Genomic DNA, 20,254 nt, shown 5'->3' with positions numbered 1-20,254 from the left:
AATGCTTAGTTCACCTGATTTGAGCTTTTCTCAAAGTTTGCCTTTAGTTGTATTTAATCAGCTTGGGGAATTATTACAGCAAATGGCTCAATCTGTGGAAAGTTCTGTACTAGTACTGACAGAAGCCGTGCTAGCGAGAATTATCATACCTGAAGAATGGCAAATCCAAAGATTTACATTGGTTGTTTCTGAGCAGTTTAGTGCGCTTTTGTTCGGTTGCTTTGAGCAGCAGCAGTCGGAAACGGAGGAAAACTCTCACTCAGCACGCTGCTCAACTCCCGCTACCGCTAACAGCACTCAACACGCTGCTCAACTCCCGCTACCGCTAACAGCACTTAACACTCACTTTACCTTTAATTCAGAAGCGATCGCTTCTTTTATTGGCAAATTGAAGGATTTGTTTGCGAGTGATTCTGATACGCATCACAATCTGGAATTCTACAGTCAAATTCTTCGTCCTAATGATGCTACGCTTCAAAGTCAATTCACACTATTATTATTAGAATATCTGCTATCACACAAGAATCAGGCAGTAACCGAAACTGTAAGCGCAAATCAGGGCGAAAATTTCTGTCAAGCAATCGAAATTGCTTTGCAAAAACAAATATCTCAAGAAAGATTATTAAATCAAGTCACAACTCAAATCCGTAAAAGTTTAGATTTGCCAGTTATTATGGCAACAGCAATCGCTCAAGTGCGTGATTTTTTGAAGTTGGACAGGTTAGTAATATATAAATTTGAAGCTTCAAAAGTTAATACCCAAAACTCAACGCTTAAACAGCAAAATAATCATCAACCCCTCACACAAGACTGCCAAAATTACGGGGGTTGTATTGTCTATGAAGCTAAGGCGACAGATGCGATTCCGTCGGTTTTACATTGTCACGAAACAACCTGCTTTACACGCCATTCGGCTTGTTGGGATAAGTATCGTCAAGGTTTTACCTTAGTTGTTGAGGATGTGGAAAAAACTTATGCCTTGGAAGATTGCTTGTTGAATTTTCTCCGCGCTAACCGAGTCAGAGCCAAGTTAGCAGCACCAATTATGTTTGAAGAAAAACTCTGGGGATTGTTAATCGCTCATCAATGTGACAGTACCCGTCAATGGAATGATAACGAAAAAAATTTATTGACTTCTATTGCTGAACAATTAGCGATCGCAATTCATCAATCGGAATTGATGCGATCTCTCACGCAAGAAAAACAAACTCTCGAACAACGGGTACTAGAACGGACAATGGCTTTACGTGATGCTTTACTAGCCGCAGAAGCCGCTAGTCGCTTACGTAATGAATTTCTCGCCACAATTAGCCATGAATTACTGACACCGTTAACTTATGTGATTGGCATGTCTTCTACTCTGTTACGCTGGCCAATTGGTGAATTGAGCCAACGACAGCGAGATTATTTGCAGACAATCCACGACAGTGGTGAACATTTATTAGAAATGATTAATGACATCCTCGATTTATCACAAATTGAGGCGGGTAAGACGGTTTTAAATATTAGTGAATTTTCCTTGGCAAAGATCGGCGAAAATGCTATTGCTGCGTTAATAGATAAAGCAAACAATCAACAAGTAAGTCTCAAATTAGATTTGCAAATCGATCCAAAACGCGATCGCTTTAGTGCCGATGCCGAGCGTATAGAACAAATTCTCTGGAATTTATTAACCAATGCCATTAAATTTACCCCCGAAGGTGGCAGCGTGACTCTGCGGCTTTGGGTGGAAGAAGATACAGCCATTTTTCAAGTCGAAGATACAGGCATAGGCATTCCTGAAGACCAATTACCTGTAATGTTCGAGAAATTTCAGCAACTCGATACACCCTATCGTCGCCGCTACGAAGGTACGGGACTGGGTTTAGCTTTAACAAAACAACTTGTAGAACTGCATCGTGGCCGAATTGAAGTAGAATCCACAGTGGGCATCGGCTCGATTTTTACTGTATGGATACCTGTTCAGTTAAGCAAAGTGCTGAGTGCTGAGTGCTGAGTGGGTGCAGGGGGGTAAGGGTGTCTTTCAAGGGCAGGGAGCAGGGGGCAGGGAGAAAGAATTAAAAACCAATTTATTTGTATCAGGATTTTCGTGAAATGGTATAACCAATGACCAATGACAAATCATGACTATGGACAAATGACAAATGACTATTCAGTTAAAACCCTAAAACAAGGGCTAATTGTCTCTTGCCAAGCACCTATTGATTCACCTCTGCATGAACCAACGATAATTGCGGCAATGGCGCAGGCTGCGGTTAATAATGGTGCAGTTGGTGTACGGATAGATACACCAAGCCACATCGTTGCAGTTAGGGAGCGGGTGAAAGCCCCAATTATTGGGCTGTGGAAACAAATAATATCTAATTATGATGTGTATATTACACCTCAGTACCACCATGCGGCGGCGGTGGCTGAGGCTGGAGCCGATATAATTGCGATCGATGCAACGACAAGACATCGACCTGATGGTGAGACAGTAGCGGATATAATTAACCGCATTCATCAGCAATTGGGTAAACCAGTTATGGCTGATGTCGATACTATTGAGGCCGCTAGAGCAGCTGCAATAGCAGGCGCAGATATTTTAGGTACAACTCTATATGGCTATACTGCCAAAACTAACAACGATTCTCCTCCTGGCTGGGAACTGTTAAGACAGATAGTGGCGGAATTAGACACACCAGTAATATGTGAAGGCGGTATAGCTTCGCCACAGATGGCACGTCAAGCTTTAGACTTGGGTGCTTATGCTGTTGTAGTTGGCACTGCCATCACGGGAATTGATGTACAAGTGAAGATTTATCAACAAGCACTCCAAAATTCCTGATAATGCCTAATACTAATTCAGAAAAATCCTGATACAAATTACCCGGCCTGTTCTTGAATGACAAGAGCAGGCTTTTCCAAAATTTGGCTGAAAAACTCAACATTTATTTTAGCTTTGTTCTTTGTTATATCAGGAAAGATTTCACATAAATCATTTAAGATGAGGAACTCTATCCTAGGGATGAGATAGTCAGTAAATTACAAAGTTCTCTGTTGAGGCTGGGTGTAGGGTGTAGGGTGTGGGGTGTAGGGAAAGAATTGCATTGATGAGTCCTTTAGTCCTATGAGATTTGTCGCTCGTCGTTTGAGAATGATGATCTGATTACCGACAACTGGGTTGCGTGCAATCAATTTATCTTGAGGATCAACAATTTCTAGATGAGTAAAATCGAGTTCTTGCGACCGTTGTAAAATATCTGCTGCGAGTTTGTCTTGTTGAGATTCTTTCAGTGCGTACCAATCGTTACTAATTTTGACAGTGAGATGAAGAGTGCGAAAGTTAGCTTGAATTGACTGTATCAGACCGGAGGCAATGCGATCGCTAATTTCTGCCACTTGATTTTCAATAGCCGCAATCAAAATTTGTTCTGGGGTTAATTCTACTTTTGGTGTCGGCGTTGGTTCTGGTGTCGGCGTGGGAGTTACTTCTGGTTCTGGGTCTGCTGAAGGTGTGACTTCTGGTTCCGGTGTGGGAGTTACTTCTGGTTCCGGTGTGACATCTACTTCTGGTTCTAATGTTGGCGTGGGAGTGGCTTCTAGCGGTTGAGGTTCTGGTGGAGTTGCTTGGGTTGGCGTAGGTATAGGAACTTCTTCAACTGGGGGGACTGTGGCTATTTCAGGAGGTTTATTCGTCAAAAAGTTAGAAGTTGTCCAAACCAAAATCACAGCAATTCCGGCAATAATTCCTGTCAAAGCCGTGTCTGACAACTGTCTTGATAGATTTACTGGTAATAAAGACCGAATTTTGGCTAACAGTCCACCCCAAAAACCTAAAGTCTCTGTCCCTGGAGGCGGTGCAGTCTCTAGTTTGACCACTGCTGTTTCTAACACCCCAATGGTTCCCCGCAGAACTCGGATAATTGCCATTTTCCAAAACGGCTGCTGTCTCTGGTTGCGTGCTTGGCGAGACCGATTTCTATTTGGTTCAGGGGAAGTAGGGGGTTGTGGATTTTGGTTGTCTTGTGACATGGAACTTGCTGACTAAATTATTACTAAAAGTATTTTTGGCATCTACCCAAAGATTAAAAAAAAACTGATCATCATAGTTTTTGACTGAGTTTCTTGTATGTTTTGGATTAAAACTAGCCAAAAATAAAAAGTTTATGAATTTTAATCAAATTGGACAAGTTGCTATTGCACTGTTAACAACTTTTGGCTTGAAAATTCTTGGTGCGATCGCTCTTTGGATTATTGCACAGCGATTGATTGATTTTGCTATTAGACTAATCCGGCGTGGCTTCCGCAGTCAACACGTTGACCCAACTCTAGTTAACTACCTGCTCAACATTATTTCCGTCACTTTAAGAATTGTTTTAATTGTGGCAATTCTTGGCTTTTTCGGTGTTGAAACAACTTCTTTTGCAGCATTATTAGCCGCAGCAGGTGTAGCTATTGGTGCAGCTTGGGGTGGACTGTTAGCTAACTTTGCGGCTGGTGCGTTTTTGATTGTGTTTAGTCCATTTAAAGTTGGCGACTTTATCACAGCCGCAGGTGTTACAGGTACAGTTACAGAAATTGGACTGTTCACCACTAATATCACCACACCCGATAATGTGTTAACAATTGTCGCCAATAACAAGATTTTTTCTGACAATATCCAAAATTTCTCTGCTAATCCTTACCGTCGAGTTGATTTGCTAGCACAATTGCATCATAATGTCGATCATAACGATGCGATCGCTCGGTTAAAAACCAAAATCACTCAAATTCCTAACGTCGTAAATAATCCTGCACCTGATGTTGAAATTATCACATTCAATTTAGCAGGGCCAGTATTAGCAGTTCGTCCCTACTGTAATAATGAACACTACTGGCAAGTTTATTTTGACACTAACAAAGCTATTCGTGAAGCCTTTGGTGAAGCTGGTTATCCCATTCCTGAACAACGCTACGCATTTAGTGGCCCATCACCAGATGGCAGACCAGATGACACATCCTCTATTATTTCCTCTGCTTCTTTGATAAGTTGAGTTTGTGTTATTCAACACAATTGAATCTATCAATAATTTCATCAAAACAAAGTAGATAAGGTATTTGCCTTATCTACTTTTGTATGAGGTACAAATTTAGAACTTACGCAAAAATCTCTCCAACTCTCATTCCTCTATGAACTCTGCGTCTGGAGTGGTTTGATTTTCCGTAGCTTGTGCGTAAGTCCTGGTAAAATTAATGCTTTAGATAGAGGAGGGCAAAGCCGATGACTCGTGTCATCATTGTGCGCCACGGGCAAAGCAGCTACAACGCCGAAAGGCGAATTCAAGGACGCACAAATGCGTCACAATTAACAGAAAAAGGTTGTAATGATGCCAGTAAAGTAGGCAAAGCCCTCAGCAATATTGCGTTTCAAGCAATTTATAGCAGTCCGCTGCAACGAGCTAAACTAACAGCCGAGATTATTCAAAGCGAGTTAGCTAATGCTCAAGGGTCTTCTGCTGTTGTGCAAACTTCCGATCAATTATTAGAAATTGACCTACCTTTGTGGGAGACAATGCTCACGGCTGATGTCGAGCAGAAGTTTGCTGAAGATTACAAGATTTGGCACGAACATCCCCAGGACTTGGTAATGCTTGTCAAAGATGGTGAGGGGACAAAAGAACATTTTCCTGTTCTGGCTTTGTACGAACAAGCACAGCAATTTTGGCAAGAAATTCTCCCTCAACATCAAGGGAAAACTATTCTCATCGTTGGGCATAACGGCATTAACCGCGCTTTGATTAGCACCGCACTTGGTATTCCCCCCAGCCGTTATCATTCTATTCAGCAATCTAACTGTGGTGTCACAGTCTTAAATTTTGCTGGAGGATTAGGTGAACCAGTCCAACTAGAATCAATGAATCAAACGCAACATATGGGTGAAACTCTACCCTCTTTGCGTCCTCATCATCAGGGCGTGCGGTTGCTGTTGGTGCGTCATGGTGAAACAGAGTGGAACCGCCAAACGAGATTTCAAGGTCAAATTGACGTTCCTTTGAATGACAATGGGAGAAATCAAGCCCAAAAAGCAGGTGAATTTCTCAAAGATGTCGCCATTGACTTTGCTGTGAGTAGTTCAATGCAGCGTCCCAAAGAAACAGCCGAGATTATCTTGCGTCAACATCCCGACATTCAGTTAGACCTGCAAGATGGTTTAAGAGAAATTAGTCATGGGCTTTGGGAAGGCAAATTAGAAGCAGAAATTGAGCAAGAATTTCCTGGGGAGTTGCACCGTTGGCGGACAATACCTGCCCAGGTACAAATGCCAGAAGGGGAAAATTTACAACAAGTATGGGATCGTAGTGTTGTCGCTTGGCAATCTATTGTGCAAACTGCATTAGATAATCAACTCAAAACTGGATTAGTCGTCGCTCACGACGCTACTAATAAAACTTTGCTTTGTCATATTTTGGGTTTACCAGCAGACAACTTTTGGAATTTCCGCCAAGGTAATGGCGCAGTTAGTGTAATTGACTACCCTAACGGACTTGACGGTTTCCCAGTATTACAAGCAATGAATATCACGGCTCATTTGGGTGGTGGTGTGCTAGATAAAACCGCAGCTGGAGCATTATAAAACATTGAGGAGTGAAAAGTAACGAGCGAGGTACTCAGTAGGCCGTTACCAATAAAGTTAACTAGTGTTCGCGTAGCGTCTGCGACAGGAGAAGGTGGTGATTTGTCTTTGGGAGCCAGTGCGCTCTTGCGCTTTGCCGACTTGTAGCAACTGGCGTTCATTGGTATGGTTTTTAGACGTATTTACGTTTAGTAAGCTGGTTATGTTTATTTCTACCGACCTACGGAAAACCTAAATATAGCGGTTATCTGTTCTCTGCTATCACTTCTAACTCGTTACTCCTAACTCATGATTTTTATGACTGAACTTTTACAAAAAGTACGAATAATCGATCCAGTTTCGGGAATTGACCAAATCGCAGATGTTTTGATTGCGGATGGTCAGATTCAAGCGATCGCCGCAACAATTTCTGATATTAGTACAGATACGCAAGTTAGAAATTGTCAGGGTTTAATTCTCGGGACTGGGTTAATTGATTTATACAGTCATTCTGGTGAACCAGGATTTGAAGAACGCGAAACTTTCTCTTCTTTATTGCAGGCGGCGGCTGCTGGTGGCTTTACGAGAATTGGCATTTTACCCGATACTTCCCCATCTATTGATAACCCTGCACTGGTAGCACAGTTGCAGAATATCAGAAACATATCTCCCCTGCACCCCCGTACCCCCGCACCCCTGCTTCATATCTGGGGTGCAATTACCTTAGATGTGGAGGGAAAGCAAATGACAGAATTAGCCGATTTAGCTGCGGCGGGAGTTGTGGGTTTTACTGATAGTCACCCTTTAGATAATTTTGGTTTGCTGCGGCGCGTGCTGGAATATGTGCAACCGTTGGGTAAACCTATTGCTTTTTGGCCTTGCGATCGCCAGCTTACAGCTAATGGTGTCATACGTGAAGGGGCGGATGCATTGCGTTTTGGTTTACCACCCATCCCCGCTAGTGCCGAAACAACTGCGATCGCAGCTTTGTTAGAATTAGTTGCAGCTAGTGGTAATTCACAAGTTCACATCATGCGGGTTTCTACTGCGCGGAGTGTAGAATTAATCGCCTCGGCGAAGGCGGCTGGTTTACCCATCACCGCCAGCACCACTTGGATGCATTTATTGTTAGACACGACAGCCGTTAAAAGTTACGATACCAGTTTGCATTTAGATCCGCCTTTAGGTACTCCTAGCGATTTAAAAGCTTTGCGTGCAGGTGTTCGTACAGGTGTAATTGATGCGATTGCGATCGACCATGCACCCTATACTTATGAAGAAAAAGTCCAAGCATTTGCAGAAGCACCAACTGGCGCAATTGGCTATGAGTTAGCCTTGCCTTTGTTGTGGCAAAATCTGGTGGAGACTGGCGAATTGACAGCCCTAGAATTATGGCAAGCATTAAGTAAAAATCCCGCCGAGTGTATAGGGCAGAAATTAAATACAATTCAACCTCAACAAACAGCTGAATTAACTTTATTTGATCCCCAACAAACCTGGAAAGTTGAACGGAAAAATCTACATACACTTTCTAGTAATACACCTTGGTTAGGTAAAGAATTACAAGGTCGTGTTGTGCAAATTTGGTGTTGAAGCAGGTGATAAGGGACTTAAGTAAGTCGGTGTAAATAATTATTGTTGGAATAAGGCAGGGGGCAGGGGCAGGGAGCAGGGGGAAAAAGCGTTTGAGCCTTATTTACTTTTCTTCACATAGTTTGGTTTTATTGCATCGACTTACTTACAAGTAATAAAAATATCCAAAATTTTCTTGTGGGATGGGTGTCCTCACCCGTCCAGTCCTGAGGGCGGGCTGTCCGGCCCACCCCACAAGATAACAGGACTTACGCACAAGCTACGGAAAATCGTAGACGCGATAGCGGCTTGCCGCAGGCTACCACAGAGGCGCAGAGTTCACGGAGAAATGAGAGTTTGAGAGATATTTTGCGTAAGTCCTAGATAAATAACTTATTTCTTGGAAATCCCTAAACAGAATCTATGTCTGCTACGAATAGCTGTACTTTATGAAGGTGACAGCACAGTTAGGTATGTAATTCGCGTTGTGAAAGAACACTGACAGCGCAATTGGAAAACTTTGTACTTAACTCAAGTGCAAGCAAATCAAACTCAAGTCTGGTTTTAGTAGGAGTCAATAACAATGGTGCAAGCATCAGTATCTACCAACATCACACTGGAAACGGTGATTGATCTGTTTTTAGAAAAATTGGGCGAACCGACTAATGAGTGGCAACATCAGGCATTAGAAGAATATAAAAAAGGTGATGTCAAGGCAGTTAAAAAAATTTATGCCAGCCATCTCAGAGATTATTACAGCAAATGCTTAGGATTTTTGGTGAGTGCAACCAGCACAAATCCCAACTTAGGCAAAATTTTGGCTGCTGCTGCTAATGCGGTGGCTGACTACGCACAAGTCAAAGCTTTAGAGCAAATTAGCAGTGGTAATGCCATTGCTTTTGAGTCTGCTGACCTAGTAGGGAATGCCACCACCAATATTTTAAAATTTCTTACGCCTCGAACTGATTATCATCAATTAGCTCTAGCTTCTAGAACTAATTATGATGCACTGAAGGAATTAGAGAAAGAAAACCCAGAGGATCATTTAATCAAAGCTTTACTCTATCTAACTAAAGCAACTCCAGATTCTCCCGTGCTTTACACCATCATTGCGGAAGCTGCTACAACGGCGGCACTGCATACCAGGAATTTGGAACATCAAGAAATTAGTAATGCTATTGATGCTGCACTAATTTCTTAGAGGACGAAGGCGATTATACCCCAAACCCGCGATCGCCTTTTTTTACAGGACTTACGCATGAAAACGAAAAATCAAGGGTCTGGAGAAGGGGGCAAGGGTGTAGGGGTGTATGTATCCAAAACCAATTAACCCAGCCTCCACAGACAATCTTTGTGCGTAAGTCCTATTTTAGTTGGTTATCACTATTCCCCGTTCCGTTACATAAACCGCAACAATCCCAGCTTTGATTTTTTTCTCAGACATACTGAGATTAACTTCATCTATCGGGCGTGAGATTATGATTTGTTCTACATTATTGCCGCGTAACTCTACTTTATTGGTAAGTGTTTTATTGGGAGGTTTAATTTTTACCAGTTGTGCTTCTGCACCTTTACCAACTAATCGAGCCGCTAGTGATATTGTTGCTAATAAAGCAGCCGCACCTGAATCAGTCCCGAATGGGAATGTTGCCCAAGAAACTGCACCAGTAACCCGGGCGCGGCCGCAGTTAATTAAAAAGGCGGCTATGACTGTAGTTGTCAACTCTGTGTCTCAAAGTATTGATGCAATATCACAAATTATTACTAAACAGCAAGGTGATTTAATTGGATTAAACGAAAGCCAACCAACAAAAGAAAATTTCCGCCATACTGCATCTATTCAATTGCGAATTCCGCAAAACTTATTAGAGCCAACTTTAACAGAATTAGCTAAATTAGGCACAGTAGAAAGCCGTAATATTACAGCAGAAGATGTAGGCGATCGCTTGATAGACTTTCAAGCAAGATTAACTAACCTGCGAAAGACAGAAGCAAATTTACAAAAAATTATGGATCGGGCAGGTTCCGTTAGAGATGTGTTAAGTGTTGCACAAGAACTCAGTCAAGTGAGGCAATCTATCGAACAAATTGACGCACAACTCAAAAATTTACAAAATCAAGTTGCCTACTCTACTATTACCCTCAACCTAGAAGCAGCCGTCTCTGGGACGGCTCCTCAACGCGCAGTGGGTACACAAATTCAGGAAACTTGGAATAAATCTACCCAATCTCTAGGCTCATTTACCGTTGGTTTACTCAAGCTAGGTATTTGGTTAATGGTGTACAGTCCTTATTTATTAATTATTGCTATGGGTTTTTATGGTTTTACTCGTTGGCGACGCAGGGAAGTATGAAGTGTCAAGTTGGTAATTTCATTCTTCTCGCTTGAAGTGCTGAGTCAAGATGCTAGTCGCTATTTCATACTGCTTTTTTCACTATGACAAATCACCATTGACCATTAACTGTTTACTAAGATTGTACTGATGAACACGAAACAATGAAGCAGATGAATGCCAAGATCAAATAAGAAAGCCCTAAGGGTATTGAAAGTACTATGCCAGAAATACACCAATCTATTGCACAGCACTACCACGAACGTACTAAATATGACCCTGATACTCTAGCTGCTAAAAGCCAAAGGCTAGATTGGGCTAAACAGCCAGTACCTTTTAAGGAGTATAAAATCGGTTCGGTTATTGATCTCAAGGCTTATTTGCAAGAGTCTCCAGAAGAGCTTGCGGCAAAACCAGATGCTCAATGGTGGCAAAGGCTATCTCGTTTATTGTTACGTAGCTACGGATTAACCGCGAGAATGCCCTCTATGGGTAGTGCGGTATATTTGCGCTCTGCTCCTAGTGCGGGTGGTTTATATCCAGCTGAGGTTTATGTAGTGTCTCGTGGTACACCATTACTACCAGCCGGGCTATACAACTATCAATGTCGGACTCACTCTTTGATGCTGTATTGGGAAAGCGATGTTTGGCAAGCTTTACAAGATGCTTGTTTTTGGCATCCGGCTTTGGAAGGTACTCAATTGGCAATTGTGGTGACGGCGGTTTTTTATCGTTCCGCTTGGCGCTATGAAGATAGAGCTTATCGGCGGATTTTTCTTGATTCTGGGCATTTGTTAGGCAATATTGAGTTAGCGAGCGCCATTGTTGATTATCGTCCTCATTTGATTGGTGGTTTTGTGGATGAGGCGGTAAATGACTTGTTATATATTGATCCCCAACAAGAAGGTGCGATCGCAGTCCTCGCTCTGGCAGACTTATTAGATATCAAACAAAATTTGCCTACAGGATGCACCGCTTTACCTTCAGCGACAGAAACCAACTATCCCCAGGTTCCTGACGGCGAATTGCTGAAATATTTTCACCGTCAAACTCAAATTCAACCAGGTGTTACAGGTAAGCTAAATTTACCGACAATCAAACAAGAAAGGTCATTAGAAGATAAATATAATTTTCCTTTCTGTTTAAAAATTCCCACAGCTACCACACCAATTGACTGGAGCGAAAATCTTTCTGGGTTGGAATATACCATTCACAAACGCCGTTCTACCCGTGCTTACAGTGGGGAGGATTTAACTTTTGACGAACTCAAAGCTGTCATTGATTTTACCTACCAACCCCAAAATTATATTGACCAACATCTCGACGCTGCACCAGATTACTTTGACTTAAATTTGATTGAAACATTCATTGCTGTCTGCGGAGTCAAAGGTTTGGAAGCAGGTTGTTATTATTACGCACCCAAAGCTCAAGAATTGCGCCAGATTCGGTTTAAAAACTTCCGGCGGGAGTTACACTTTCTCTGCTTGGGGCAAGAGTTAGGTAGGGATGCAGCTGCAGTAGTTTTTCATACCGCCGACCTAAAAGCGGCGATTGCCCAATATGGCGATCGCGTTTATCGTTACTTACATATGGATGCAGGTCATTTAGGTCAGCGTTTAAATTTAGCCGCAGTCAATCTGAATTTAGGTGTTAGCGGTATTGGTGGTTTTTTTGACGACCATGTGAATGAAGTATTAGGTATACCAGCCGACGAAGCTGTTTTGTATATCACCACTTTGGGAAGACCAAGGTAATATATTATTGTGTTTGGTTGCTGATGAATAACTAAGACAGGGCTTACGCTCAAAAATTATCTGTGGAGACCGGGTGTATGATTTTTTGGGTCTAGGGTAAATGGGTTTTGAAAACCTCGATTAACCTATACACCAACACACCGTTACACCCTACTCCAAATCCTGTGATTTTTTGTTTTCATGCGTCAGTCCTCTAGGAGATCAAGAGAAAGCTTTTGCTATTGTCTTAATCTTCAAAAATAGTCAATGCTTACTCTCCTATAAACTGCAAAAAGAACAGATTGCTTTTTTACTTTTGCGGTTTACTTAACTGTGTCAATCTATAACAGCAAAATGATGAATAACATCACTCAAAATTTATAGCAGTTAGTGTGGGATTTATGGCAGTAAACAGTGATGGATAACACAGTTAAAAGTTTTTGACTGTCTAAATTTGGTAATTTACTAATATTCTCAGCACTGTGGCTACTGCTACACCAATAAATTTACTTACTTTTTTGCAAGTATCAATAGTTAATCCGCTAGCTGTTTTAAAGAAGAAACTAAAATATTTTTAGTCAATATTTTAGTTTAGGAAAGATAAATTCATAGATTAAAGATGTGCTATAGACAAAAGAATTGGAATTTAAAATATATTAGAAGCTGCTCCAACTCTTTTATCACTATATTTATGAGTTCTGTTCAATCAACTTTGACATCAACAATTGTATGCAGGAAAATTTAGTATTCACTTATAGCCCTTTACCTATTTTGATTTACGACCCAGATAAATTACAAGTTCTTAATGTTAATCAAGCGGCTGTGAATAAATATGCTTATTCAAAAGCTGAATTCTTGCAGATGCAGATTACTGATTTATATGTCGCCGAATGCAGACCGCAATTTTTAGAAATTATCGCCCAAAATCAGCAAAATTTAAGCTTTAACAGTCAAAGTCAACATTTGTGCAAAGATGGGCAAATAATTGATGTAAGTCTGGCAACACATAGTATAGAGTATGAATCTCGAAATGCTCATTTAGTTTACATTCAAGATATTACAGATATTCAAGCAAGCAAGCACAATGCTCAAGATAGAGAAGTAGAATATCAGAAAATATTAGCAGCGATTCCATCTCCTTCCATGATGTCACAATTCTCGAAGCTGACTGAACAGAAAAATTTAGCAACTAATCTTAAAGAAACTGAAAAAGCATTAAAAAGTCAGTTGGAAAGAGAGCGATTAATCCGAAATGTGATGCAGCGGATTCATAAATCTTTAAATCTGCAAGATATCCTCAATACCATAGTTGAAGAAGTCAGATATTTACTCCAAGTAGAAAGAGTAATTGTTTATCAGTTTGCGGCTGATATGAGTGGTACAGTTGTGGCAGAATCCCTAGAGCCTGGATGGAAGCAATCTTTAGACCTGCAAATTGAAGATACCTGCTTTCAAGAAGGGGCAGGAATCGAGTATGCTCAAGGACGTAAAAGAGCAATTGCTAATATCTACGAAGCTGGACTCACAGACTGTCATATTCAGCTGTTAGAACAGTTTGAGGTCAAAGCAAATTTAGTCGTGCCGATTTTATTAGAAGTCGCAGACAATAATGTGGGTCGTCTTTGGGGATTACTGGTAGCTCATCAATGTTCTCAACCGCGCGAATGGGAAGAACATCAATTAGACTTACTCGATCAACTTTCTGTCACAATTGCGATCGCTATTCAACAATCTACCATTTTTCAACAAGCTCAAAACGAATTAGCCGAGCGTCAAAAAGCCGAAATTCAACTCAGAAATGCTTTAGCAGAAAAAGAAGTTCTCCTCAAAGAAGTACATCATCGCGTCAAAAATAATTTGCAAATTATCTCCAGTTTGTTGCAACTTCAGTCTCATACTCTCAAAGACCCAGAAGTCATTAAAATTTTTCGAGAAAGTCAAAATCGGATTGACTCTATCTGCCTTATACATAAAAATTTGTATACTGTACCGAACATTGGCCAATTAGATGTAGTTGACTATATTGAAAATCTGGCAACTAGCATCATGATATCTTATCAGTTAGGCCCAGAAAGAATCAATCTCCTAACTAATGTCGAATCAGTCAGCTTGAACCTTGACCAAGCGATCGCTTGTGGGTTAGTTATTAATGAATTAATCTCTAATTCTCTGAAACACGCCTTTCCCAACGCCGAAAATGGGACTATTAGCATAAATCTCCATAATCTTGGAAATAACATTGAAATGATGATTCAAGATGATGGGATTGGTATCCCAGATGATTTAGATTGGAATAATACCGAGTCTTTGGGTTTATCTCTGGTTTACGACTTGGTTACAGAACAACTGGAAGGCAGCATTACTTTAGAACGTAATCATGGCACAGTGTTCAAAATTCAATTTCCGCAGTTAATGTTGCAGTGATAAATCTCAAATGGGTCAAGTCAGAATTTTAGTTGTAGAAGACGAAGTAATAGTTGCGAGAACCATTGTCAGCCAATTAAACCAACTAGGCTATACAGTTATTGGGACAGCTTCTTCTGGTCAAATAGCCATTAGCAAGGCGATAGAAAACAAACCAGAACTAGTTTTAATGGATGTCATTTTAAAAGGTGAAATGGATGGCATTACAGCAGCATCGCAGATTCGAGAACAGTTAGATATTCCCGTCATTTTTTTGACTGCTTATGGCGATGATAATACTGTGCAGAGGGCCAAATATACACAACCCTTTGGTTATGTTGTCAAACCCTTCACGCCTAAAGATTTACGTATTGCGATTGAAATTGGCTTATTAAAATACGAGCTAGAACGGGATTTAAAAGAAAATCGAGACAGATTAGCAACTCTTTTGAATTCCATGAGTGATGCGGTAATCGCTACTGATGAAAAAGGAATTGTCACTTTCATTAATCCAGCTGCTGAATTACTCACTGGTTGGCAGCAAGCCGATGCACTAGGTAAAGAAATATCTCAGATTTTTCAGATTATTGATGAAGTAACTGAAACTTCATTAGAGAATCCTGTCACAAAAGTTTTACGAGAACAACAAGTAGTCTATTTAAATGAGTATACCTCTTTAATTACTAAAAACGGTGCGAGAATTCCGATTGGTGATAGTGCATCACCAATTATGCGGCATCATAACAAAATCAATGGAGTCGTAGTCGTTTTTTGGGATTTGAGTGAACGCAGACAAACACAATTACTAGAAAAGGCACTACAAAAAGAACGAGAACTCAATCAATTAAAATCTTTATTTATTTCTACAGTTTCTCATGAATTTCGTACTCCCTTAAGTGTAATTCAATCATCCGTCGAACTAATTGAACTGCAAGGAGATAACTTAACAGCAGAAAAAAGAAAGACTTATTTAACTCGCATTCAAGGCGCGATTAAGTCTATGAAACAATTGATGGAAGATGTACTATTTGTCGGTAAATCAGAAGCTGGACAATTAGATTTTTATCCTCAGCCTTTGTATCTAGAAGAATTTTGTCGGGAATTAATTGGAGAATTTAATACAATTCACAATCATCAGACAGAAATTGTTTTTAATTGTCAGAGCGAGCGCACTGACGCTTGTATGGATGAACAGCTTTTATATTACATATTTACTAACTTACTGGTTAACGCGATTAAATACTCTCCAGCAGGTGGTAATATTCAGTTTAATTTAACTTGTGACACTACAAATAAAGTAGCTATTTTTAGCATTCAAGACCAGGGAATAGGTATTCCTGAAGCCGATCAAAGGCGATTATTTGAATCATTTTATCGTGCCTCTAATGTCCGCTCGATTCCTGGTACAGGCTTAGGGTTAGTCATTGTCAAAAAATGTGTAGAAGCCCATCAAGGTGAAATCAGTGTTACTAGTCAGCTTGATGTCGGTACAACATTTACAGTGACCTTACCATTAAGTTCTTAATGAAAATTCCCGATTATCTCAAAGTTAATTAGTCCTAATTAAAGATATCGTGCAGAAACAGACAAAGCTTGTAAATCGCTTGACTTCCTATCTTCTATAAAACTAAATCTATAGCTTACTTTTTATCTCTTGCTAGCTCAAAAATTGCCTCAAAATTGATTCTAATTGTGCAATCCTTATGGGTTTATTTAGATACTCATAATTATTTAATTGCAAATTAGCAAATTCTACAACATCCTCTTGATTATCACAGATAATCACAATTGGAATACTGCGTAAATCATCTTCTTGTTTGAGAATATTGAGTAATTCCTGGCGATATATACCAGGAAATAACTGTTCATCTAGTAGCAATAAGTTTGGTTGAAAATTTCTCATTGCTGCTAAAAAATTTTCCGAGTTATTTAACCACTCTACTTGATAGCCAATTATTTCTAGATAATCTTGTAAAAAAATAGCTGTATTTTGCTCTGGTTGAGCTAACAGAATGCGTTTTTTTAGGGGCGAATCTGGTAATACTTTGGGTGAAGTGATTACTTCCTTTTCTTGATGAAACTGGGCGATTAAATCGGCATTTTCTGGCAAAAACAACGTAAACCGACTACCTTCTCCCAAGGTTGATACCACTGTCACATCTCCACCATGTAAGCGTGCTAATTTCCGCGTCAGTGCTAAACCTAATCCTGTACCTTCATACTGACGATTTAATTGACTATCTAACTGTTTAAATGGTTCAAACAAAAATTGGAATTGATTGCTATCAATGCCAATACCTGTATCGATAACTGTAAAAGTAATTCCTTGAAGAACCTTTTTAACTTCTAAAGATACCTGCCCCGATGAAGTAAATTTAATGGCATTGGTCAACAAATTCATCAGCATTTGTTTAATGCGCCGCACATCTCCAAAGCAGGTATCGGCTTGGGGGTCGATTTCCAGTGTTAGCTGTAATCCTTTTTCTGCCGCCCGCTCGCGTAAACTCGAAATCACATAATTACATAAATCTGTGACTGACACAGGCAATATATTTAATTCTTCTTTACCTGCTTCGACTTTCGATAAGTCAAGAATATCATTAATCAGTGCCAGTAAATGTTCGCCGCTACTGTAAATGCAACTCATATATTCTTGTTGCTTTTCATTGAGCGAGCCAACCATTTCTTGTTGTAATAATTGTGACAAGCCCATAATGGCATTTAAGGGAGTCCGCAGTTCGTGACTCATGATGGCTAAAAATTCACTTTTTGCTTTATTACCTGCTGCTGCTGCTGTTTCTGAAGCACGTAACTTTAACTGAGTTTTTTGCCGTTCAGTAATATCTTGAATAATGGCTAACAAAAATTCTGGTTGTTCTTGATTTTCCCAAATCAGAGAAATGGAGATATTAGCCAAAATTAACTTACCATCTTTGTGAATTAATGGTCTGTCGATTTCGATGCGATCGCATCTTCCCAAAAGGAGTTGCTGATAAATGTCTATATCTTCTGTTTGAGAAGATATATAATCCTGAAAACATTTGCCGTATAATTCCTCCCGGCTATAACCTAGCAATTGGCATAATGCTGGATTAATATCTACTATCTTGCCTTGGATATCTGCTATCCCAATGCCAATTCCAGAACGCTGAAAAATTGCTTGCAATTTTGCTTCAGTTTTTTGTAGTGCTGTTTGGGCAGTAAGGCGGTCACTTGATTCAATCGCTAAGGCTACATAATTTGCAATGGCACTGGCAAAGCTTTCTTCTTCTACAGTCCATTGGCGCACCATACCACAATGTTCATGACAGATTACTCCCACTACACGCCCTCCTAACCAGATGGGTATATCCAGTAATGATGCAATTTCCAATACATCTAAATAAGATGTAGACAATTCCTGGGTTCTTTTGTCATGAATCGCATCATCAACAGCCAGGCTAACTTCAGTTTCTAAACTGAGAAAATAATTAGGATAACTTGCTTTGAATAATATCTGCCCTGATGTATGTGCGTTTTTCCCAGCCTCATACAATTCAACACATTCAAGTGCTGTGCGGTCTTGATTGTATAACCAAACGCCTACTCGCTTCACATACAGTGTTTGAGCTGCTATTTCTGTGATTTCTTGTAATTTTTGAATAAGATTACCTTTTTGGAAGTTTTGACTCCTTCCCAATTGTATTAAAGTTTGGTTGTATTGTTGCGGCTGACAATCTTTAATTGACACTATCCTTTGTGTATCATCATTAACTACTACCACCTGCATTCTTCGCCTCTTTTAGGGAATCTCTTTAGCTGACGTATCGGTTGCCAAATTAGCACCGTATTTTATAACTACAGTTACTCCATAGGGTTTTTCATACCCGGATAGTATATTTTTTTTCATCAAAATTTCTGTCTTTATTGCAACAGTCATTACTCAAGTCGTTGAACTAAAAGTTATCTATGTATTTCAACAATCTACCATCTCATTAAGTGTGTAATAGCTGCTTGTTAAAAAATTCACAATGATGAATAAATGATTGCCATACAGTCAATTTGGATTGGCGATTGATCTGACAAGGTATTTGTAACCTCCGATAATTTTCGTTTTTGATTTAGCACAAACTAAAGGTATTAAACAGCATTATTTATACTTACATCGAGATAACACATAAAACCTAAAAATACCATCACTCTCAAAGAAGATATCTAGGAGAATAATAGTTAATCAATTTAATATTGTGTTTATTTATGCAAATATACTTAAAGTCAATCTTCTAGGTGATTATTGACTGCACTAACGTTGCAAATTCCCCTAGAGAAAGATACTGAATTGCTCAAAATTTGTGAGAATTAAGCTATAAAAAGCTGTCACAGAGGTGGAACAATGACTAATAATAGTGTAAAAATTGTTTCTTTAATACCGAGTGCCACGGAGATTTTAGCTGCACTAGGGTTAACTAAGGAAATTGTTGGGCGATCTCACGAATGTGACTACCCTCCAGAAATTCAAAATCGCCCTGTTTGTACTGCAGCACGCTTCAATACTGATGTATCTAGCAGCGAAATTCACGATAAAGTTAATAATTTGTTACAATCAGCACTGAGTATCTATCAAATTAAAACAGATATTTTAGAGCAGTTACAGCCTACCCACATTCTGACGCAAGACCAGTGTGATGTCTGTGCTGTGAGCTTTGAAGAAGTAGAAAAAGCAGTTGCTCAGTTTGTCACTACTTCACCAAAGATTATTTCTCTGCAACCCACTGTTTTACAAGATGTTTGGGCTGATATTGAACGAGTGGCTAACATCTTTGAAGTGGATTCAGTAACAATACTAGAAAATTTACAAGCTCGTGTAAAAATTTGTCAGCAAAAAATTCAGGGACTTTCACTCACAGAATTACCCACTGTCGCTTGTATCGAATGGACAGATCCTTTAATGACAGGAGCAAATTGGATTCCCGAACTAGTTAACTTAGCAGGAGGACAAACCTTATTTAGCGTGATGGGTAAACCTTCGGCTCAGTTAGATTGGAATACACTGATTGCCAGCGACCCAGATATTATCATCTTTATGCCTTGTGGTTTTGATTTATCTCGCACTCGCAAAGATGCCGACTTATTAACTCAGCGTGCAGAGTGGCAAAAACTTCACGCCGCTAAAACTGGTAGAGTTTATATTACTGATGGCAATTCTTACTTTAACCGCCCAGGGCCAAGGCTTGTAGACTCTTTAGAAATTTTGGCAGAAATCTTACATCCAGAAATTTTTGACTATGGTTATAAAGGTAAAGCTTGGGAACCCTTGTAAAAGTGCTAGGTGCTGAGTAAAAATTCTAGATTATCTTTGCACTGGTACGTTATTTAACCATTCAATTAATGGTCTTAAAGTCCCAGGTAAAGCTGCTTCACTGACAATTACTGTATGTTGTTTACCGTGGTCTTCTACAGTTAGCTTATACTCAAAGCGATCGCCCTGGACATTCGGCGTAGGAATTTGTGCAGGTAAATTAAAGAAATCTGCTACTTCTACTAATCTCGGCAAAGCATTAGCTTCATTCGCTGGAAGATTTGCTGTGTCAACGGTTTTTGTCCGCCTTATCCCAGCAAAGCCACCCGTGCGTTCAAAAGAGATCCGCATTTTTTTGCTC

Annotated in this window: 14 protein-coding genes; 11 read left to right on the top strand and 3 right to left on the bottom strand. The window is 40.0% G+C overall.

All coding sequences use genetic code 11. The annotated features are described in order from the left end of the window. Position 1: 1 nt before the first annotated feature. Positions 2–1,996 carry a GAF domain-containing sensor histidine kinase gene (locus H6G69_RS14000; RefSeq protein WP_190687705.1) on the top strand — a complete coding sequence of 665 codons (1,995 nt, stop codon included), beginning with the start codon at positions 2–4 and terminating at the stop codon, positions 1,994–1,996. 117 nt (positions 1,997–2,113) lie between these two features. Then, complete coding sequence (locus H6G69_RS13995) at positions 2,114–2,827, top strand: N-acetylmannosamine-6-phosphate 2-epimerase (RefSeq protein ID WP_397326926.1); 714 nt, start codon at positions 2,114–2,116, stop codon at positions 2,825–2,827. A 197-nt stretch (positions 2,828–3,024) separates the two neighbouring features. Here the strand turns inward: H6G69_RS13995 and H6G69_RS13990 are convergent, their stop codons facing one another. Continuing rightward, positions 3,025–4,014 carry a hypothetical protein gene (locus H6G69_RS13990; protein WP_242072060.1) on the bottom strand — a complete coding sequence of 330 codons (990 nt, stop codon included), beginning with the start codon at positions 4,012–4,014 and terminating at the stop codon, positions 3,025–3,027. A 134-nt stretch (positions 4,015–4,148) separates the two neighbouring features. Between H6G69_RS13990 and H6G69_RS13985 the strand changes: the two genes are divergently transcribed. From H6G69_RS13985 to H6G69_RS13950, 8 genes are all read left to right on the top strand, one after another. Further along, positions 4,149–5,015: a mechanosensitive ion channel family protein gene (locus tag H6G69_RS13985; RefSeq protein WP_190687703.1), complete on the top strand. Its 867-nt coding sequence runs from the start codon at positions 4,149–4,151 to the stop codon at positions 5,013–5,015. Positions 5,016–5,242: 227 nt separating this feature from the next. Next, positions 5,243–6,595 carry a histidine phosphatase family protein gene (locus H6G69_RS13980; protein WP_190687700.1) on the top strand — a complete coding sequence of 451 codons (1,353 nt, stop codon included), beginning with the start codon at positions 5,243–5,245 and terminating at the stop codon, positions 6,593–6,595. 297 nt (positions 6,596–6,892) lie between these two features. Then, entirely contained in the window at positions 6,893–8,167 is a 1,275-nt protein-coding gene (locus tag H6G69_RS13975) for a dihydroorotase (protein WP_190687697.1), read from the top strand. Between the two features lie 562 nt (positions 8,168–8,729). Beyond that, the gene (locus tag H6G69_RS13970; protein WP_190687693.1) at positions 8,730–9,347 is read left to right on the top strand and encodes a hypothetical protein; all 618 of its coding nucleotides are present in this window, start codon (positions 8,730–8,732) and stop codon (positions 9,345–9,347) included. Positions 9,348–9,624: 277 nt separating this feature from the next. Then, the gene (locus tag H6G69_RS13965; protein WP_190687690.1) at positions 9,625–10,500 is read left to right on the top strand and encodes a DUF4349 domain-containing protein; all 876 of its coding nucleotides are present in this window, start codon (positions 9,625–9,627) and stop codon (positions 10,498–10,500) included. 200 nt (positions 10,501–10,700) lie between these two features. Continuing rightward, positions 10,701–12,233 carry a SagB/ThcOx family dehydrogenase gene (locus H6G69_RS13960; RefSeq protein WP_190687687.1) on the top strand — a complete coding sequence of 511 codons (1,533 nt, stop codon included), beginning with the start codon at positions 10,701–10,703 and terminating at the stop codon, positions 12,231–12,233. 708 nt (positions 12,234–12,941) lie between these two features. Beyond that, a complete protein-coding gene (locus H6G69_RS13955) occupies positions 12,942–14,636 on the top strand; it encodes a histidine kinase dimerization/phosphoacceptor domain -containing protein (RefSeq protein ID WP_190687684.1) in 1,695 nt (564 codons plus the stop codon). Positions 14,637–14,646: 10 nt separating this feature from the next. Beyond that, on the top strand, positions 14,647–16,140 hold the full coding sequence (locus tag H6G69_RS13950) for a hybrid sensor histidine kinase/response regulator (protein ID WP_190687681.1): 1,494 nt from the start codon (positions 14,647–14,649) through the stop codon (positions 16,138–16,140). 132 nt (positions 16,141–16,272) lie between these two features. On the opposite strand, the gene H6G69_RS13945 is transcribed toward H6G69_RS13950, so the two are convergent. Further along, on the bottom strand, positions 16,273–18,384 hold the full coding sequence (locus H6G69_RS13945) for an ATP-binding protein (protein ID WP_190687679.1): 2,112 nt from the start codon (positions 18,382–18,384) through the stop codon (positions 16,273–16,275). A gap of 603 nt (positions 18,385–18,987) precedes the next feature. Between H6G69_RS13945 and H6G69_RS13935 the strand changes: the two genes are divergently transcribed. Then, complete coding sequence (locus H6G69_RS13935; RefSeq protein ID WP_190687673.1) at positions 18,988–19,914, top strand: cobalamin-binding protein; 927 nt, start codon at positions 18,988–18,990, stop codon at positions 19,912–19,914. 30 nt (positions 19,915–19,944) lie between these two features. Here H6G69_RS13935 and H6G69_RS13930 read toward each other — a convergent pair whose 3' ends face one another. Continuing rightward, complete coding sequence (locus H6G69_RS13930; RefSeq protein WP_190687670.1) at positions 19,945–20,244, bottom strand: protealysin inhibitor emfourin; 300 nt, start codon at positions 20,242–20,244, stop codon at positions 19,945–19,947. Positions 20,245–20,254 lie beyond the last annotated feature (10 nt).

The sequence above is a fragment of the Nostoc sp. FACHB-110 genome (genome assembly GCF_014697425.1).
In the GTDB taxonomy this organism is placed as follows: domain Bacteria; phylum Cyanobacteriota; class Cyanobacteriia; order Cyanobacteriales; family Nostocaceae; genus Nostoc_B.
The sequence above is the reverse complement of the archived record's forward strand: the minus strand, read 5'-3'. Positions and strand labels throughout refer to the sequence as shown.

Excerpts from the sequence above, each read along its gene's own strand:
- H6G69_RS13975 (WP_190687697.1), top strand. The coding sequence starts at position 6,893 with ATGACTGAACTTTTACAAAAAGTACGAATAATCGATCCAGTTTCGGGA.
- H6G69_RS13930 (WP_190687670.1), bottom strand. The coding sequence starts at position 20,244 with ATGCGGATCTCTTTTGAACGCACGGGTGGCTTTGCTGGGATAAGGCGG.
- H6G69_RS13945 (WP_190687679.1), bottom strand. The coding sequence starts at position 18,384 with ATGCAGGTGGTAGTAGTTAATGATGATACACAAAGGATAGTGTCAATT.
- H6G69_RS13965 (WP_190687690.1), top strand. The coding sequence starts at position 9,625 with ATGATTTGTTCTACATTATTGCCGCGTAACTCTACTTTATTGGTAAGT.
- H6G69_RS13980 (WP_190687700.1), top strand. The coding sequence starts at position 5,243 with ATGACTCGTGTCATCATTGTGCGCCACGGGCAAAGCAGCTACAACGCC.
- H6G69_RS13950 (WP_190687681.1), top strand. The coding sequence starts at position 14,647 with ATGGGTCAAGTCAGAATTTTAGTTGTAGAAGACGAAGTAATAGTTGCG.
- H6G69_RS13935 (WP_190687673.1), top strand. The coding sequence starts at position 18,988 with ATGACTAATAATAGTGTAAAAATTGTTTCTTTAATACCGAGTGCCACG.
- H6G69_RS13955 (WP_190687684.1), top strand. The coding sequence starts at position 12,942 with ATGCAGGAAAATTTAGTATTCACTTATAGCCCTTTACCTATTTTGATT.
- H6G69_RS13970 (WP_190687693.1), top strand. The coding sequence starts at position 8,730 with ATGGTGCAAGCATCAGTATCTACCAACATCACACTGGAAACGGTGATT.
- H6G69_RS13960 (WP_190687687.1), top strand. The coding sequence starts at position 10,701 with ATGCCAGAAATACACCAATCTATTGCACAGCACTACCACGAACGTACT.
- H6G69_RS14000 (WP_190687705.1), top strand. The coding sequence starts at position 2 with ATGCTTAGTTCACCTGATTTGAGCTTTTCTCAAAGTTTGCCTTTAGTT.
- H6G69_RS13995 (WP_397326926.1), top strand. The coding sequence starts at position 2,114 with ATGACAAATCATGACTATGGACAAATGACAAATGACTATTCAGTTAAA.
- H6G69_RS13985 (WP_190687703.1), top strand. The coding sequence starts at position 4,149 with ATGAATTTTAATCAAATTGGACAAGTTGCTATTGCACTGTTAACAACT.
- H6G69_RS13990 (WP_242072060.1), bottom strand. The coding sequence starts at position 4,014 with ATGTCACAAGACAACCAAAATCCACAACCCCCTACTTCCCCTGAACCA.